Raw genomic sequence first — 18,349 nt, 5'->3', positions numbered from 1 at the left:
GCTACTAAAAAATAAAAAAAAGACGTGAAAAATCACGTCTTATATTTTAAAATTCGCCGATGTCTTGGCGGTAATAGGCATAATCAAAATGAATTGGCAATGCATCTGCGTAGACTTTTTTTCGAGCCTCTTCAAAGGAATCTGCGGTGGCCACCAAACTTAAAACACGGCCGCCTGTTGTTACAATTTTCTTGGCCTCCTGCGCAGCGCCGGCAAATAAAAGTGTGGAATGCTCTACTTTTTCAATACCTTTTATTTCAAAACCTGTTTCGTAATTTTGTGGATAACCGCCAGAACACATTACTAAACACAGGGCTTTTTTGTCGGAAAATTTTAGTTCAATGTCTTCGCCTTTTAAGCAAGATTCGATTGTATCTACTAAATTATTTTCTAAAAGTGCCATTAAAACTTGCGTTTCTGGATCACCAAGTCGCATATTATATTCTAGTAAGTAGCAACCGTCTTTGGTAACCATTAGGCCGAAAAAGATAAATCCTCTAAAGTTCAAATGTTTATTTTGCAATCCAACGATGGTTGGTTCTAAAATATTTTTTTCAAAATCTATTTGGTTTTCGGCCGTCCATTCTGGTGTTGGCGCTGCAGAACCCATTCCGCCAGTATTTGCACCTTTTTCACCATTGCCAGCTTTTTTGTAATCTTTTGCAGGAATGCATGGAAATAATTTTTTACCATTTGAAAAAGCGATGATCGAAACTTCATAGCCTTCTAAATATTCTTCAATAATCAACTGAATACCGGCATCTCCATAAATTCTGTCTATCATAAATTTGTGAATTGTAGAATTTGCTTCTAAAACATCTTCACAAATCACAACGCCTTTACCGCCTGCCAAACCACTTGCTTTTATTACCAAAGGATATGAATGGTCTTTCACGTAATCCATCGCATCGTGATAAGCATCAAAAACCCTTGCTTTTGCGGTTTTAATATTATAATCTTGCATGAACTTTTTAGAATAGGCTTTGCTTCCTTCTAGTTTTGCAGCGCGAGCGGTTGCCCCGAAAATTTGCAAATCATTTTTCCGAAATTCATCTACAATTCCGTTTACTAAAGGTGCTTCTGGGCCAACAATTGTTAAATCAATATTTTCTTTAATGGCCAAATTTCGAAGAGAAACAATGTCGCTTTCGTAATAATTTTGACCAAGATTATCTGTAGTTGCATTTCCTTGGGCAAAAAATATTTTAGAAATTCTTTTGTCTTGCTTTAATTTTACGCCTAAAGCAGATTCTCGAGCGCCGTTTCCAACGATTAATATTTTCATATAATTATATTCTTTTTATGGTTACAAATTTAGGCTTTTGATGGGTTTTTTTCAAATTAAAAAAGGAAAAATTTAGATTTTAAAATAATAATTTCAATAAATTTTACCATTAAGATTTGTTGGGGGATAAAGATTATTAAGTTTTGTGGAAAATAAATTTTCATCAATGGAAAAAATGGCGCATTCCTGTAAATAACATTGGAATATGCTGTTCGTTTGCAGCGGCGATAGATTCTGAATCTTTCATGGAACCTCCTGGCTGAATAATGGCAGTAATTCCTTCTTTTGCGCAAAAATCTACTACATCACGAAACGGAAAAAATGCATCTGAAGCCAAAACCAACTCGCCAGAAAATTTTTCTTTCGCTCTGGAAATTGCTTGTTCTGTTGCCCAAATTCGGTTGACTTGTCCACCGCCAATTCCCAAGGCTTGAGTTCCGTTTGACACAACGATGGCATTTGATTTTACATATTTCACGATTCTCTGGCTAAAAAGAAGTGCCTGTTTTTGCGTTTCACTTGGCTGTATTTCTGTGACGCATTCAATATTTTCCGAAAATTGATTATCCGCAGATTGCACAAGCATTCCTCCATCGATTTTCACCCAAGTTTGCTTGTCTGATACAGGATTTTTAATTTTAATAATCCGAAGATTTTTTTTCTTTTTTAAAATTTCTAACGCTTCTTCTTCGAAGTCTGTTGCGGCAACAATTTCTAAAAATGTTTTATTTAATTCTTCAGCGGTTTCTGCATTGACTTTAAAATTCATACCAACAATTCCACCGAAAATAGACATTGGATCGCATTCAAAGGCTTTTTTGTAAGTTTCTAATTCCGAGTTTCCAACGGCAACGCCGCAAGGTGTGGAATGTTTTACGGCGCAACAAACCATTTCATTTTTAAATTCATTTACTACTTTCCAGCACAAATCTAAATCACGTAAATTATTGAATGACAATTCTTTACCGCCTAAAATTTCGAAATCTTTCATCGCACCACCTTCAACTGTTGAAACGTAATATGCAGCGTTTTGGTGTGGGTTTTCGCCATATCTTAAATCAGATACTTTCTTGAAAGACGCTTCTAAATAATCTGGAAATTCTGAATCTAAAAGCATTTTTGAAATTGCAGCGTCATAAGCAGATGTCAAATTAAATACTTTTCCAGCTAATTTTTTTCTTGTTTCAAAGGAAATTTCGCCGGCTTCCATTTCTTTTTGAACTAATTCGTAATCTTTCACATCCGTTAAAACTGCAACATCTTTGAAATTTTTCGCCGCGGAACGTAACATGGATGGTCCGCCAATATCTATAAATTCTATTTTTTCCGCTAATGATTTTTCACTTCCGGCATTTTCAAAGAAAGGGTAAAGATTAACAATTACCATATCGATTAATCCGATTTCGTGGTTTTGAACAGTTTTCATATGTTCAGGATTTTCTCTTAAAGCCAATAAACCGCCGTGAATTTTTGGATGCAAAGTTTTTACGCGACCGTCTAACATTTCTGGGAAATTGGTGATTTCATCAATTTGAATCGGATTTAAACCCGCGTCTTTTAAATGTTTAAAAGTTCCGCCAGTTGAAACGATTTCATAGTTTTTGCTTTCTAAAAATTTTGCAAATTCTACAAGATTGCTTTTGTCTGAAACGGAAATTAAAACTCTTTTTTTCATAATTAATCTATAAAATTTATAATTTTTTTAATTGCTTCTGGAAAAATTTCATACTCAATTTTATGAACTTTTTCGGCTAAAGTTTCCGCGGTTTCGTTTTCTGAAATTTGTACTGATTTTTGCAAAATAATATTCCCTGCGTCAATTTCTTCCGTTACGAAATGAACTGAAGCGCCACTTTCAGTTTCTTTATTTTTTAATACTGCTTCGTGAACGTGATTTCCCCACATTCCTTTTCCGCCAAATTTTGGTAAAAGCGATGGATGAATATTAATAATTGGTATGGAAATTTCCTTGAAAAAACTTTCATTTAAAATAGAAAGAAATCCCGCCAAAATGATTAAATCTGTATTTTCTGGAATGGCATTAACCAAATCTTCTGTGAAAGTTTTTCCTCGTTTTATCAAAATTGAATTTAAACCCAAATTTTCAGCGCGTAGTAAACCATAACAGTCACGGTCTGCAATCACTAAATTTATTTTTGCATTTTGAATTTCACCTCGCGAAATACATTCTGCAATATTTTGAAGATTAGTACCAGAACCAGATAGTAAAATGCAAATATTTTTCATTAAAAATTATTAGTTTAAAATAATTTTCTCATTATTTTTAACAATTTCACCAATGATGTAAGTTTCAGGTAAAATTTCTAATACTTGTTTTGCTAAACTTTCGTCAACAACTACGACCATTCCGACGCCCATATTGAAGGTTCCAAACATTTCGAGACGTTCAATATTTCCTCTCTTTTTGCATTCCAGCATAATTTCTGGAATTTTAATTTTATTGATTTCAATTTTTGCACATAAACCTTCAGGAATAATTCTTGGGATATTTTCGATAATTCCGCCACCTGTGATGTGGGCAATTCCATTAATTTCAACTTTTTCAGTTAATTTTTTAATGTCTTGATAATATAATTTGGTTGGAACTAAAAGTGTTTCATATAAGGGTTTTCCCGCGAAATTTTCATTAAAATCAGGGAAAATTTTTCTTACTAATGAAAATCCATTTGAATGAAAACCAGAACTTGGTAAGCAAATAATGACATCGCCAGATTTGATTTTAGAACCATCAATGATGTTTTCTTTTTCTACAATACCAACACAAAATCCAGCCACATCATAGTCGCCATCTTTATACATTCCGGGCATTTCTGCAGTTTCTCCACCAATTAATGCACATTCATTGTCTTTGCAGGCTTTTACCATTCCTAAAACAATTTCCGCAGCAACGTTAGAATCTAATTTGCCGCAAGCCAAATAATCTAAAAAAAACAAGGGTTTTGCGCCGTGACAAACGATGTCATTGGCGCACATTGCGAAACAGTCAATCCCGATAGAATCGTAATTTTTGGTATCTAATGCAATTTTGAGTTTTGTTCCTACTCCATCCGTTCCGCTTACCAGAACAGGATTTTTGTAATTTCCGATTTCATAAAAAGCACCAAAACTGCCTAAATTATTAAGTACATTTTTATTGTGCGTTTCAGCTACGGCAGATTTTATTTTATCGACGGTTTTATAACCTTCTTCCTTATCTACTCCGGCGGACTTGTATGTGTTGCTCATGTTTTATATATTTTGAATTCGCCAAAGGCAAATTTCTGCACTTATTTTAATTAAAAAAGCCGACACTTTTAGGCGTCGGCTTTTTATTTTATATTTTTTCGGTGGAAATTTCTTCTTTTTTTAAAGAATTTCGGTGCTGCTTATTTAAAAAATTTAATAACAAAACTTTGTTTTTTATTTTGAACAAAAGTAAGAATATTTTACACAACCAAAAAATATTTTTTTAAACTGCTAATTCATTTTTAATTTTTTCAACCTTTGCTTTCAGTTCCACCGCTTTATCCTCGTTAATGATTTCACCGGTTTCTGAATTGAAAAACTCAAAGAAAAAGGGCAAAGAAAATATATCAATCACTTTTGCACCATTAAAAGGAAGTCTATTTGCAGCAATATTTAAAACAGTAGATCCTCCCATTTTTCCAGGAGAAGTAGCCATTAAAAATGTAGGTTTATCTCCAAAATGATGTCTTCCTGGAATTCTTGAAACCCAATCAAAAATATTTTTGAAGGCTGTAGAATATGCGCCATTGTGTTCTGCGAGGGAAATTAATAGCAGATCTGATTCGTCAATTTTTTCTGCAAAATCATAGGCTAATTTTGGGATTCCGGTGGTTTTTTCTCTTTCGTTTTTGTAGATTGGCATTTCAAAATCGTTAAGATCGAGAATTTCCACATTGTCGTTATTAAAAGACTTAGCAACACTTGTTACTAATTTTTTGTTGATGGATTCTTCGGAATTACTTCCGGCAAATGCGAGTATTTTCATAAAAATATTTTTTTTAAATGTTGTTAAACTAAAGTTTTAAATTGCCATTGGTACTTCTATTAAGAGAATTTCAGCATTTTCTTCGGCTTCAATTTCGAAATCCTGAACCTCCCAAATCCCTAAAGCATCTCTGCTATTTAAAGTTTGGCCATTAATATTTGCACTGCCCGAAATTACGAAAATATAAACGCCATTTTCTTCTTTATGTAGGTTATATTTGCGAGTTGTTTTTTGCGTCGTTTTTAAAATATTAAACCAAGAATTTTGCTGAATCCAAACTCCTTCGTCGGTTTTACTGGGTGAAATAATTTGCTGAAACTCATTTGATTTAGAAAAATCCGAAATTTTAAACTGGTCGTATCTTGGCTCTACATTTAATTTATTTGGATTTATCCAAATCTGAAAAAAAGACACCGGATGTTCTTTGCTTCCATTAAATTCTGAATGTTGAATTCCTGTTCCTGCACTCATTATTTGGATTTCTCCGCTTTTAATCGAGCCAGAATTCCCCATAGAATCTTTATGATGAAGTTCACCAGCCATCGGAATTGTGATAATTTCCATATTAGCGTGCGAGTGCATTCCGAAGCCCATTCCCGGTGCAACAAAATCATCATTTAAAACACGAAGTGCTCCAAAATTCATTTTTTTTGGATCGTGAAAATTAGCAAATGAAAAACTGTGTTTTGTTTTTAGCCAACCGTGATTTTGTCCACCTCTGCTTTCTGCTCTATGATAAATAGATTTCATAGTATAATATTGTTGTATAAAATTAAATTATTTTTAGAATACAAAAATATAATAAATAAATATACTTTCCATTAACATAAGGTAAGAAATCTTTCAAAATAAAGAATTGAAGCAATGAGAATTTATTAAAAAAAGTCAAATTTGCTAAAAAATTAAATCATATATTTTAATTTTATAGCAAAAAAGTACTACGAACTTTTAACTATCAACGAATTAGAAAAGGTTAGAAATTTATCAAAAAAAATCCGTCTCGGTTAACTTCGAGACGGATTTTAAGTTAAAATGAATTTTTAAAAATGAATTTGCTCAATTTCTTGTTCTAATTCTTGACCTGTTTCACTTTCGTCATTTTTAATTAAAAACATTGTAATTGCCGCAGCAATTAGCATACAAACGCCTCCAACAACAACGTAATCCATAGCCATATTTCCAAAGAAATTTTTGACAATCGGGCCACCAAAAATGCCATTTACAATTTGAGGAATTACAATAAAGAAATTAAAAATCCCCATGTAAACGCCCATTTTGCCCGTTGGGATTGCGTCAATCAGCATTGCATACGGCATTGCTAAAATACTTGCCCAAGCAAAACCAAGACCGACCATTGAGATCCAGAGCATCCCAGAATCTTTAATAAAAAACATTGAAATTAAACCTAAACCACCGCAAAATAAAGCTAAAGCATGGGTTTGTTTTTTACCAATTAGTTTCGCAATTGGTGTTAATAAAAATGCAAAAGGAATTGCAAATAAATTATAAAGCCCGAATAAATGTCCGGTTAAATTTCCGGCGTCGTTAAAAGCAGAAGAATGCGTATCTTCTGGTGAAAGTCCGAAAGTATGAGTTGCTAAAGCAGTTGTGGTGAAAACCCACATCGTAAAAAGTGCAAACCAAGAGAAGAATTGCACGAGACCTAATTTTTTCATTAAAGAAGGAATTTTAGCAAAATCTGCAAACATTTCAGAAAATTTTGAAGGCTCTGCAACGCTTTCATCACCAGCAAATTCTGCAAATTCTTTAGGTGAATATTCTCTGGTTGTAAAAATCGTATAAAGAATTGAAATCATTAAAACTCCGGCGCCAATATAGAAAGCGTAAATAACATTTTCGGCTACAAAACCATCTGGTGCAACATTAGAAATTTTTATATTTAACAACCAATTGGGAATATTAAAATGAAGTCTACTTTCACTACAAAAATTATTTAACAAAATCATAGAATTATTAAAATTCGCCAACCAATTCGGCATTTCTGAACCGATTACGGCACCAATTCCTATTAAAATAGTTTGCACGGAAAAACCAATTGTTCCCTGATGTTTTGGTAACATATCACCAACTAAAGCGCGAAAAGGTTCCATCGCAATATTAACGGAAAAATCCATCATCGCTAGAAAAATAACCGCCAAAAGTAAAACACTTGCACCAATCATGGCATTTACAGAAGCCGCATTTGGAAGAAAAACCAAGCCAATTGCACAAAGAATGGCACCAATTAAAAAATAAGGTTTTCTTCGCCCAAGTGGACTCCAAGTGTTGTCTCCCATGTGGCCAATAATCGGTTGAACAATTAAACCTGTAACTGGCGCAACTAACCAAAACCAAGATAATTGATCGACATTTGCACCTAAATTTGCAAGAATTCTACTTGCATTTCCGTTTTGAAGTCCGAATGCCATCTGAATACCCATAAAACCCATACTCATATTAATGATTTGAGGTATGGTGAGATTTGGTTTTATTTTTTTAGTAAAACCTGTATTAGTTTGATTTGATATCATTTTTGTGATTTTAATTTTTGAATTAATTGGTCTTCTATTGGTGATTTCAGTTTAGTAACTTCGTTCGAAATATCATTTGGAATGGTCATTGAAAGTACATATTGCCTGATTTTCCAAGTGCCATTTATTTTTTCTAAAACGCCTGAACCACGGCAAATTTTCATTTGGGTGTTTAAAAGTTCATCAAACCAAGCCAATTTTCCGTCGCTGCTAAAAGTGATGTTTCTTTTTAAAGATGTGAAATCCCAAGTTTTTTTTGATTTAAAAAAAGGTTCAGCCCAGGTCATAAATTCTTTTTTATTCCAAACTTCGGTTGCGTCTGTCCCAATAAAAGTTGAATTTTCCGCAAAAAGATTAAAATAACCGTTAAAATCAGCCTTTGCAGCAAACAAGTTCAAATCATCTAATGTTTTACTAATCTTAATGGTTTCATTTTCAGAATTAAATTTTTGCTGTTGCGCAGCCATTTTCTGAAGTGAAAGTAAAATAATAAATAGACTAAAAATTAAAGTAGTTTTTTTCATTAAAAAAATTTATTAAAAATAATGAATTTATTTGAAATTTATGAGAAAACATTAAATATTTGAAACATTAAGGTTATAAAAGTACTTTGATGTTTTCACTTTTTGAACTTTGCCAAAGTAAGTTCTCTCTTCTAAAAACTTTGGCAAAGTATAACCACGCTTCTAAAAACTTTGCCAAAGTAAGTTATCTCTTCTACAAACTTTGGCAAAGTATAATCACGCTTCTAAATACTTTTGCAAAGTGTTAAGAAATAAGTTACTTGCTTTCTATTTTAGTTCTAATATTAATGAAGATTTTGCGGGAATTTTTAAGTCTTTATTTAAGTCAAAATGCTGTTCTGAAATCACATCTTTAGCGTGGGAATAGTTTTGAAGGGATTCAGCAAAACGGTTTAATTTTAAAGTTTGGTCTTTTTCATCATTATTTATAACGACCATTACACTTTCCTTTTCATTGTATCTGAAATAGACGTAAACATTGTTTTCGGGGACGTAATGTTTGGTTTTGCCGGTATGAATGACGTTTTTATTTTTGCGCCAGTTCAATAATTTTGAAGTATAATCGTAGTATTCTTTTTGAGTTGGGGTTTGTGTTTTTAGGTTAAATGCATTTTGAGAATCCGATTTCCAACCGCCCGGAAAATCTCGCCGAATGTCTGCATCGCCCAATTTGTCTTTATTTCCACGCATTCCTATTTCTGAACCATAGTAAATTTCAGGAATTCCGCGGACTGTCATTATTAAAGATAAACCCATTTTATAGTACCGAATATCACCATCAAAAATTTCATTCCAACGCATTGTATCATGGTTTTCGAAAAAAACAAGCATATTATTTACATCAGGGAAAAGAAAATCATTTGCAAAAGAATTGTATAATTTTATCATTCCTTGGTCCCAACTTTCTTTTTCTTTAAACGCCGCAGGCATTGCTGAAAACAAGGTAAAATCCATCACTGAAGGTAAATTAGAATTATAATTTTCAATTGCTGCTACTTTTGAATCTTTCTGCCAAAATGAAATTGTTGCGGGCGTGTAAACCCAAGTTTCTCCCACAATATTGAAATTAGGATATTCGTCTGTGATAGATTTTGCCCATTTTGCCATTGCTTCTTTGTCGTTATAGGGATAAGTATCAACGCGCAAGCCGTCTAAATCTGCATATTCTATCCACCAAATGGCATTTTGAGTGAGATAATTTAAAACTAAAGGATTAGATTGATTCAAATCTGGCATTGAATTATCAAACCAACCATCGAGGGCTAATTTTTTATCAATTTCTGAAGCATTTGTGTCGGTTTGTGTGCTTGTTCTATAATTTGAACGTTTGAAACCGTCTTTTCCTTCGCCATCTGCAAAGTGATGAATCCAATCTTTTGAAGGTAAATCCTGAATCAACCAATCGGAAATTCCCCAATGATTGGTAACAACATCCTGAATTAATTTCATGTTTTTTGATTTCAAATCGGCAGATAATTTTTTATAATCTTCATTGGTGCCGTATCTGCCATCAATTTTATATAAATCTGTTTGCGCATAACCATGGTAAGTGGTTTGTTTTTCATTATCCTGATTTACTGGTGTAAGCCAAACTGCGGTAACACCTAAATTTTTTAAATAATCTAAATGATCGATTACGCCTTGCAAATCGCCGCCGTGCCTGCCGCTTGGTAAATTTCTGTTGGCTTTTTCTATAAGATCTGGTTGAGAATCATTGCTTGGATTGCCGTTTGCAAATCTATCGGGCATTATTAAATAAATAACATCGGAAGAAGTGTAAGATTTTCTTTCGGCGGAATTGGGTTTTCTGTTTTTTAATTCATAGTTATAGGTGGCGATATTTTTCTTGCCATCCAGAACATTGATATTAAAATCTGCTGATTTTATTTCGGCTGTATTTAAAGTTAAAAATACATAGTTTGGATTTTCAACTTTGGTTAATTTTTCAATTTTTACGCCGTCTGAAAGTTCTATGTTTTTTGTAGCAATGTCTTTACCATAAAGTAAAATCTGCAATTCTGGATTGTGCATATTGTGCCACCAAAAAGGTGGTTCTACTCTATCTAAAGTTTTTTGAGCGTTTAAAATATAGACGAAAAAAATAAAGAATAGGGGTAATTTTTTCATAATTTTTCTTTTAGAAACCTCATAGGTTTTTAAAACCTATGAGGTTTGATAAATTATTTTACTGGTTTCACAGAAATGGCGTAACCACCGCTTCTTACAAGGTGCATTGGCAATTTTGTTTTGCTGGTAATTATTTTTTTATAAATGTGATAAGATTGAGGATTGTTGATATAATCTGCATCTTTTCCATCTTCGTAAACTGTTGCTTCGTATTTTCTGTTAGGATCTAAAAATGAAAAATCTACAGTATAATCTCTTGCGTTTTCATCGGTAATTCCACCTACGAACCAATTGTCTGTTCCTTTTGCTTTTCTTGCAGTGTGGATATAATCGCCTGGTTCTGCGGCCAAAATTTTGGTGTCATCCCAATCTAAAGCGACGTCTTTTATGAACTGAAAAGCATCCATGTGTTTTTCATAATTTTCTGGTAAATCTGCTGCCATTTGAAGCGGAGAGTACATTACAACGTACAAAGCCAATTGTTTTGCTAAAGTGGTTTTAACAAATCTTTTGTCGCCAGGAAAATAATAGTTTAATTGTGTTTGGAAAATTCCGGGTGTGTAATCCATTGGTCCGCCCATGTATCTTGTGAAAGGTAAAATGGTTTGGTGATCTGGATTATTTCCGCCAAATGCTTCAAATTCTGTTCCTCGAGCGGCTTCTGCGGCAATCCAATTGGGATAAGTTCGGTTTAAACCTGTTGGGCGAATGGATTCATGAGAATCTACCATAATGTGGTGTTCTGCTGCTAAATCTACAATTCTTTGGTAATGATTAATCATCCATTGTGAAAAATGGTGTTCGCCACGTGGAATAATATTTCCTACATACCCGGTTTTTACGGCATCGTAACCGTATTTATTCATTAAATCGAACGCTTTTGGTGCCCATCTTTCGTAATTGGTTGCAGAGCCAGAAGTTTCGTGGTGCATGATTAATTTGATGCCTTTTGAATGGGCGTAATCGTTCAACATTGGCAAATCGAAATCTGGATATGGCGTGATAAAATCGAAAACAAATTCTTTGCTATGGCCAAACCAATCTTCCCAACCAATATTCCAACCTTCAATTAGCAAAGCATCAAAGCCATTTGCAGCGGCAAAATCTATATATTTTTTTACTTTTTCGTTGTTGGCAGCATGTTTTCCGTTTGGTGTTAATTTTGAAAAATCTGTAATGCCAATATGAACATTATCTGCGGTAGAATAAGCCCATTGTGATTTTCCGATAATCATTTCCCACCAAACGCCCATAAATTTTGTAGGGTGAATCCAAGAAGTGTCTTTGTATTTTGTGGGTTCGTTTAGATTAAAAATCATTTTTGAGGCTAAAATATTTTCGGCTTTTGGAGAAACTATAATTGTACGCCATGGTGAAACTGCGGGCGTCTGAATATAGCCTTTCGCACCTTGCGCATCTGGTGTAAGATGTGTTTTAAAACTGAAATTTTTTGCATCTACATCTAAATTTGCCGCTGAATAATTAATTAATGCCGCTTCCGAAAGGTTAATATAAAGTGGTTCTTTTCCTTCTTTTTTCAGCATTAAAGGCATTTGAACAGCATTTTTTATTAAAGTTTGGGAGGCATTTCCATCATAACTTGTAGGCCAAAGTTTTGGTATTTCTGATATATTTGAAGTCTGAGTTTGGTATTCCTCAGAATCGTAATCTCCTGCGAGCCACCAAGCTTTCATGTCGGTCGGAAAATTAATTTCTGAATCTTCTTCTTTTATGACGAAATAATTTAAGTTTTTTTGTTGCGGAAATTCATATCTAAAGCCTAAACCATCATTAAATAGGCGAAATTTTATAATAATATATCGATCATTTGATGGTTGAGTAAGTGTTACTGCTAGTTCATTATAATTATTAATATAATTTTTTTTCTCACCTAAAACGGGTTGCCAAGTTTCATTTTTAGAATCTGTTTTTTCGGCGGTTTTTACGAAGCCATCATTTAAGTTTTTACCTTGGTTTTCCTTGCTGTCAATCTCGGAGGCAAATTTAATATCTCCATCTTTTAACAGTCTCAAGCCTAATTTTGAGTCTTCAACAACGGTTTTTCCTAGGTAAGATAAATTGTAATAGGGAACGCCATTTTTTAAACTAAAATCCATCTGAAATTTTCCATCAGGAGATTTTAAAGTTTGGGCATTAAATAAAGAAGTTGCAATTAAAAAAATAAGTGCAAAAAGCCAGAATTTTTTCATAATAAATTTAATAATATTTAAAATTAAAAAAACTGCTGCTATAAAGCAACAGTTTTGAAATTTAATTTGATCCAAAAACTACAATTTAGTTTTCGTCCATGTTTGGTTTACAAAATCACAAGAAATTTTATAAGTACCTGGATCTGTGATTGGAATATTTGCACCTCCAGGCTCTAAACTGCCATTATTTCCATCATCACCAAAGTTGGTGTCCCAACCATCGTTTAAACGGAATTTAATATCGCCAGCCACTAGTGCTATTGTAATTTCCCACATTCCTGTTGTATCATTCCAAACCATATTTGTATCTGGATCGTTCCAGCCATTTGGTGTAGCTGAACCTATAATACCCCAAGAATAAGGCGCTAAAGTGTATGTCATAGCGTTTAAATCTACCGTTAATTTCTGCGTACCAGCATTTGGTGCTTTCAAATTATCGCCACCATTGTAAGTAATATTATTACCGCCAGTAGAGCCATAACTATTATCCCAGTTTCTTAGTGGAGTGATTTTAAATTCAGAGTTTGGATCTGTGAAATTAATATATCCAATATAAATACCATTACTTGTAGCAGACGTTAAAGTGTTTGCTGTTGGTGGATTCCAACCTTGATATGCACCTGGCGCATAAAGGTAAGATACTAATGCATAAGGCGTAACTGTTAGTTTCAACACTGATGAGTAAACAGGCGCAGGTAACTCTGTTGCAGAGCCGTCTAAAGAATATACTGTTGATTTTACTCTCGCTTCTACATCTGTAGCTGAACCATCCAAAGGAAGGCCTAAACCAAGCATAATTGCATTAAAATCTTGAACGTTGTAGGAAATTTTATTTACATCTTTTCCAAGATCTACGTTTTTAGGATTTGCAAAATTAGTCCCTTTTACAGCCAATTGCAGTTGGTTGTTGTATGCAATTTTTGTGTTTGCACTTGGATTAGTCCAACTAAATGCTACAGCTTCATTTGCAGCATTGTCTTTCGATAAAACTATTGCAGATTTACTGCTCGTTAAAGAACTTGGCGTGGTAGAAGTTAACACCGCCATATCTTCATTTTTTGTGCAGGAGAATAGTAAAAAACTAATCAATGCAGCAAAACTTAATTTTAAAAAATTTTTCATTATAAATATTAGATTAATGATTAGTAACCTGGGTTTTGTACCAAGTTTGGATTTGCAATAATATCTTTAGCAGGAATTGGCATTAGATTTCTAAAATCTTCTACAGCTTTTCCTTCTTTTACTCCTCCTTTCCAAGGCCATAAATAAGCGCCTGTAGTAAATTTTCCAAAACGTATAAGATCTGTTCTTCTAGTAAGTTCCCAGCTTAGTTCTCTTGATCTTTCATCTAAAATAAAATCTAGATTAATTGAAGAAACGTCGCCAGAAGTATTTCCATAGGCTCTTTCTCTTAAAGCATTTACATAGCCTACTGCAGTTGCCATATCTCCACCTGTGCCACCACGTAAAACGGCTTCAGCATACATTAAGTAGATATCTGCAAGTCTATAAATTGGCATATCTGCATCTACAAAGTTGCCAGAATTATCAGAACCTGCAGCGCCTGTACTTGTTACATTTTTATATTTAATAAATGCGTAACCGTCAGTAAATGATCCTAAATCGTTAATTTCTTTACTTTGTCCATCTGTATAAAAATTTCCTCTTTTATCTGCTCCATTTGCTGGGAATTTATCTACGAAAGCTTGAGTAGTTCTAAGGCCACCCCAACCTCCATTTACACCAAATTGCGATGCAGGCATGCTACCACCTATTGCGGCATGAACCATATAAGTAGTTCCACCGTAAGTTTGTGTATGTACACCGTCATAATTGATGGAGAAAATTTGCTCATTATTATTTAAATTATTATCCGCTAAAAATAAATTTTGATATACAGGATTCAACTTATATCCGGCTGCGATAACTTTTTTACAATATGTAATACAATCTGTGCTTCTATCAGTTCCAGTATATACTTTAGCATTCAAATATAATCTTGCTAAAAGAGACCATGCGGCTGCTTGATCTGCATGCCCATATACGTTTGTACGCGCAGGAGCCATTTCATCAGCTGAAGCGATTAGTTCTGATTCTACAAATTTAAAAAGATCTGCTCTTGTAATTCTTGCCGGTGGCGTTGTAGAACCTGGTAAATTATCTTCTGTTACAAATGGAACATTACCAAACAAATCTAAAGCGTGCTCGTAAGATTGCGCTCTGATAAATCTCGCTTCTCCTCGCATTACTTTTGCTTTTGCAAGGTTATCACCAGTAATATTATTGGATGCCAATTTTTCATCTGTAGTATTTCTTAAAAATTCATTACAAAATGCAATTTCTGTAAAGATACGGTAATACATTGCTCCAATGAATTCATTTGATGAATCCCATGTCATTCTGTGCATAGTTTGCAAAGTTCCATCATTCCATGCGATTACGGCTTCGTCAGTAGTCAATACATTCATTGTGTACATTTGTCTCATGTAATTGGAAAAACCACCGTCGATACCGGCTACATCTGGCGAGCCATCTGCAGCGGTTTGGCCGCCCACAGCTAAACCTCCATAAAGTTTGGCTAAAGCATTAGGATAATTTGCAAAATCTGCAAATACACTTGCGGAGGTTACATCTGTAATTGGCTCTCTTTCAAGATCTTTCACACATGAACCTAGGCTTAACAAAGCTACTGCTGAAAGAGCAACAACAATGCGACTAAATTTTATTTTATTTGATTTCATTTTTTATTATTTAAAATTGAAAGTTAAATCCGAGTGAATATACATGTGGTAATTGATAATACCCATTATCAATACCATTAAATACTTCAGGATCTACGCCTGAGTATTTTGTGATTACGAAAACATTTTGAGCCATTGCATAAACTCTCATGTTTCCTTTAGTAGATAAAATATCTTTAAAATTATATCCTATATTAATATTATCTAATCTAAAAAATGATGCATTTTCTATAAAAATATCAGAGAAATATTGTGGGCTCTGGAATCTGTAATTAACAGCACTACTGTAAACATTTTGCAAAAAGTCGTTTGTAGTAGCAGATTGGATAGAACTGTTTGAAGCTGCGTTATTGTAAACATAGTTTCCTAAAACAGCACGTCCACTCATAGATAAATCCCAATTTTTGTATGATACTTTTGTATTAAAACCTAAAATTGCATCTGGAGTTGTAGATTTATAGAAATATTTATCAGCCGCTGTGATGTTACCATCACCATTTCTATCTACATATACGCCATCTAGTGGTTTTCCGTTTGCATCATATACCTGCTGGTATACATAAAATGAATAGGGGTTGTATCCAACAGCATGTGCTTGAATAGTGTTACCAACACCCCCAGAAATGCCTCCAACAGGAATATTATAAGTGTCGTCTGCTCTTTCTTGTAATTTCGTTACAATTGGATTGTAGTGTGTCGCGTTAAAACCAAGATCCCATCTCACAGTTTCGTTTTTAATAGGTACGAAATTTATGGAACCTTCGATTCCTTTATTATTCATATTTCCTATATTTAAGATATTTTGGTTACTTAAATCCCCTGCAGCAACGATAACTTGACCAATCAAATCTTTTGTATCTTTTTCGTAAATATCAACTGAACCAGTAATTCTATCGTTCAAAAAGCCAAAATCTAAACCTAAATTTTTAGTAGTGGCTGTTTCCCACTTAAGATTTGGATTGTAAATATTTGGTCTGTAGAAATTGTAGAAACTTCCGCCAAATTGATATTGTGCGCCAGGTCCACTTAAGTTGTAACTAGCAAAGGCTGGAAAATCTCCCGAATTAATCTCTTGGTTACCTGTAAGACCATATCCACCGCGCAGTTTTAAATTACTTACTACTTTGCTATCCTTCAAGAATTTTTCGTCGCTAATTTTCCATGCTCCAGAAAAACCGTAAAATGTTCCATAAAGATTATTGGTAGTACCATTATAGAATCTAGAAGAACCGTCTCTTCTTAACGATGCAGAAAGTACATATTTATCAGCAATAGTAAAAATACCTCTACCATAGAAAGATACTAATGTGTAACCCGTTTTGCTTGCAAGTGAATAAGGATTATAATCTGCTGGTGGATTTCCTAAAGTTGTATAAGTACTTGGTGTGCTAGTTTCAAAATCTTGGTAAGAGTATCCTCCTGTTAAATCTACTTTGGTACTAATTGCTGCAATATCTTTTGTGTAATTAAAGAAAGTTTCTAGCAATTTGTTCTTTTTTTCTTGCGAATAAGTAGAAGAACTTCCTCCATTAAAATAACCAGCACGCAAATTACCATCTACAGTTTTATGACCTTCGCCTTTAGTATAATCATATCCTGCATTAACATTGATGTGTAAATCTGGCAAGAAATGAACTTTGTAATCCAATTGAATATTACCTAAACCTCTATAAACAGAAGAAATATCACGAATTGCTTGCAATGTAGAAAGTGGATTTGCAGTTCCATTCACATTTAAACCTCCATTTAATAGATGTTCGTAAAAACCACCGTAGTTTGAATTTCCTGAATAAACAGGTTGTGTAGGATCAAAATAAGTAGCAGCATTTATAACACCACCGTCAGCAAATCTATTATCCGTATAAGTTCCCTTTAAAGCAACATCTACTCTTAAATGTTTATCAAAGAATGTAGGGTTCAAATTTAAACCAGCTGATGTTCTTCTAAAAGTATTAGTTTTCACAATACCATTTTGATCGTTGTAGCCCAAAGATAATCTGTAAGGCAACCATTTTAGACCTCCAGACAATGCTAAGTTGTTATCAGTACCCCAAGCTTGTTGGTAAATTTGATCTTGCCAATTCGTGTCAGCAGTTCCAAGTCGTGCCTTATAAGATGCGCTTGCATTTGCGTTAACAAAACTTCTAAAATCATCTGCACTTAAAACATCCACATTACCCATTTTTTCCGAAACAGATGCCACAGTAGAAAAATCAACTTTTAGTCTTCCAGATGTTCCTCTCTTAGTAGTAATTAAAATTACACCATTTGTAGCACGGTTACCATAAATCGCTGTTGCCGACGCATCTTTTAAAATATTAAAAGTGGCAATATCATTTGGATTAATAAGTGACAAAGGATCTGCACCTCCATTGATACCTGCAAAATCTTGCGGCACACCATCAATCACTATCAATGGTGAATTGTTAGCACTTAATGAAGAAGTTCCTCTCACTCTAATCTGTGAACCAGAACCTGGCGCACCACTATTAGTTGTAATTTGTACACCCGGTGTTTTCCCTTGGATTAATTGCGCAGCCGTAGAAGCACCACCGTTAAAATCTTTCGAAGTAATTGAAGTGATCGATCCCGTGAGATCAGACTTTTTCTGTTTACCGTAACCAATTAGCACTACCTCTTCAATCTTTTTTTCTTTTCCGATTGAGTCTGTGGTTTGTGCACTAAACATTGCACCCAACAACAAAAACGCTGGTGCAACTTTCAAAACTGTATTATAGTTTCTCACAAAAAATAAATTTAAGGATTAATATTAATGTTATCATACGCTTCCGTACAGTTCAAATTTAATTAATATATAATTATTATAAAATTATTTTAATTATGTTAATTTATTTTAGAAATTATCGTATCAAATACTATTAACCTATTATAATTCAAATACTTAACTTATATTAAAAA

General features: G+C 33.7%; 13 protein-coding genes. All 13 read right to left on the bottom strand.

The window, feature by feature from the left end:
* Positions 1-46: 46 nt before the first annotated feature.
* Positions 47-1,285, bottom strand: a complete 1,239-nt coding sequence (gene purD, locus C4S29_RS02145; RefSeq protein ID WP_103912478.1) for a phosphoribosylamine--glycine ligase — start codon at positions 1,283-1,285, stop codon at positions 47-49.
* 163 nt (positions 1,286-1,448) lie between these two features.
* Complete coding sequence (gene purH, locus C4S29_RS02140) at positions 1,449-2,960, bottom strand: bifunctional phosphoribosylaminoimidazolecarboxamide formyltransferase/IMP cyclohydrolase (RefSeq protein WP_103912477.1); 1,512 nt, start codon at positions 2,958-2,960, stop codon at positions 1,449-1,451.
* Positions 2,961-2,962: 2 nt separating this feature from the next.
* Positions 2,963-3,532, bottom strand: a complete 570-nt coding sequence (gene purN / locus C4S29_RS02135) for a phosphoribosylglycinamide formyltransferase (protein ID WP_103912476.1) — start codon at positions 3,530-3,532, stop codon at positions 2,963-2,965.
* 9 nt (positions 3,533-3,541) lie between these two features.
* A complete protein-coding gene (purM, locus tag C4S29_RS02130; protein WP_103912475.1) occupies positions 3,542-4,531 on the bottom strand; it encodes a phosphoribosylformylglycinamidine cyclo-ligase in 990 nt (329 codons plus the stop codon).
* Positions 4,532-4,754: 223 nt separating this feature from the next.
* Positions 4,755-5,297, bottom strand: coding sequence for an NADPH-dependent FMN reductase (locus C4S29_RS02125; protein ID WP_103912474.1), 543 nt, complete (start codon positions 5,295-5,297; stop codon positions 4,755-4,757).
* Between the two features lie 36 nt (positions 5,298-5,333).
* Complete coding sequence (locus C4S29_RS02120) at positions 5,334-6,047, bottom strand: pirin family protein (protein ID WP_103912473.1); 714 nt, start codon at positions 6,045-6,047, stop codon at positions 5,334-5,336.
* A 290-nt stretch (positions 6,048-6,337) separates the two neighbouring features.
* Entirely contained in the window at positions 6,338-7,828 is a 1,491-nt protein-coding gene (locus tag C4S29_RS02115; protein WP_103912472.1) for an MFS transporter, read from the bottom strand.
* A complete protein-coding gene (locus C4S29_RS02110) occupies positions 7,825-8,352 on the bottom strand; it encodes a nuclear transport factor 2 family protein (RefSeq protein ID WP_103912471.1) in 528 nt (175 codons plus the stop codon). The genes C4S29_RS02115 and C4S29_RS02110 overlap by 4 nt, the downstream gene beginning before the upstream one ends.
* 267 nt (positions 8,353-8,619) lie before the next feature.
* Positions 8,620-10,479: a glycoside hydrolase family 13 protein gene (locus C4S29_RS02105; RefSeq protein ID WP_103912470.1), complete on the bottom strand. Its 1,860-nt coding sequence runs from the start codon at positions 10,477-10,479 to the stop codon at positions 8,620-8,622.
* Between the two features lie 53 nt (positions 10,480-10,532).
* A complete protein-coding gene (locus C4S29_RS02100; RefSeq protein WP_103913014.1) occupies positions 10,533-12,689 on the bottom strand; it encodes a glycoside hydrolase family 97 protein in 2,157 nt (718 codons plus the stop codon).
* A 78-nt stretch (positions 12,690-12,767) separates the two neighbouring features.
* A complete protein-coding gene (locus C4S29_RS02095) occupies positions 12,768-13,811 on the bottom strand; it encodes a SusE domain-containing protein (RefSeq protein ID WP_103912469.1) in 1,044 nt (347 codons plus the stop codon).
* A 20-nt stretch (positions 13,812-13,831) separates the two neighbouring features.
* Entirely contained in the window at positions 13,832-15,430 is a 1,599-nt protein-coding gene (locus C4S29_RS02090; protein WP_103912468.1) for a RagB/SusD family nutrient uptake outer membrane protein, read from the bottom strand.
* 10 nt (positions 15,431-15,440) lie between these two features.
* Positions 15,441-18,176, bottom strand: coding sequence for a SusC/RagA family TonB-linked outer membrane protein (locus C4S29_RS02085; RefSeq protein WP_103912467.1), 2,736 nt, complete (start codon positions 18,174-18,176; stop codon positions 15,441-15,443).
* Positions 18,177-18,349: the final 173 nt, after the last annotated feature.

The organism is Halpernia humi (assembly GCF_900108025.1).
Taxonomy (GTDB): domain Bacteria; phylum Bacteroidota; class Bacteroidia; order Flavobacteriales; family Weeksellaceae; genus Halpernia; species Halpernia humi.
The sequence above is the reverse complement of the archived record's forward strand: the minus strand, read 5'-3'. Positions and strand labels throughout refer to the sequence as shown.

Coding starts and splice junctions, on each gene's coding strand:
- purD (WP_103912478.1), bottom strand. CDS start 1,285: ATGAAAATATTAATCGTTGGAAACGGCGCTCGAGAATCTGCTTTAGGC.
- purH (WP_103912477.1), bottom strand. CDS start 2,960: ATGAAAAAAAGAGTTTTAATTTCCGTTTCAGACAAAAGCAATCTTGTA.
- purN (WP_103912476.1), bottom strand. CDS start 3,532: ATGAAAAATATTTGCATTTTACTATCTGGTTCTGGTACTAATCTTCAA.
- purM (WP_103912475.1), bottom strand. CDS start 4,531: ATGAGCAACACATACAAGTCCGCCGGAGTAGATAAGGAAGAAGGTTAT.
- C4S29_RS02125 (WP_103912474.1), bottom strand. CDS start 5,297: ATGAAAATACTCGCATTTGCCGGAAGTAATTCCGAAGAATCCATCAAC.
- C4S29_RS02120 (WP_103912473.1), bottom strand. CDS start 6,047: ATGAAATCTATTTATCATAGAGCAGAAAGCAGAGGTGGACAAAATCAC.
- C4S29_RS02115 (WP_103912472.1), bottom strand. CDS start 7,828: ATGATATCAAATCAAACTAATACAGGTTTTACTAAAAAAATAAAACCA.
- C4S29_RS02110 (WP_103912471.1), bottom strand. CDS start 8,352: ATGAAAAAAACTACTTTAATTTTTAGTCTATTTATTATTTTACTTTCA.
- C4S29_RS02105 (WP_103912470.1), bottom strand. CDS start 10,479: ATGAAAAAATTACCCCTATTCTTTATTTTTTTCGTCTATATTTTAAAC.
- C4S29_RS02100 (WP_103913014.1), bottom strand. CDS start 12,689: ATGAAAAAATTCTGGCTTTTTGCACTTATTTTTTTAATTGCAACTTCT.
- C4S29_RS02095 (WP_103912469.1), bottom strand. CDS start 13,811: ATGAAAAATTTTTTAAAATTAAGTTTTGCTGCATTGATTAGTTTTTTA.
- C4S29_RS02090 (WP_103912468.1), bottom strand. CDS start 15,430: ATGAAATCAAATAAAATAAAATTTAGTCGCATTGTTGTTGCTCTTTCA.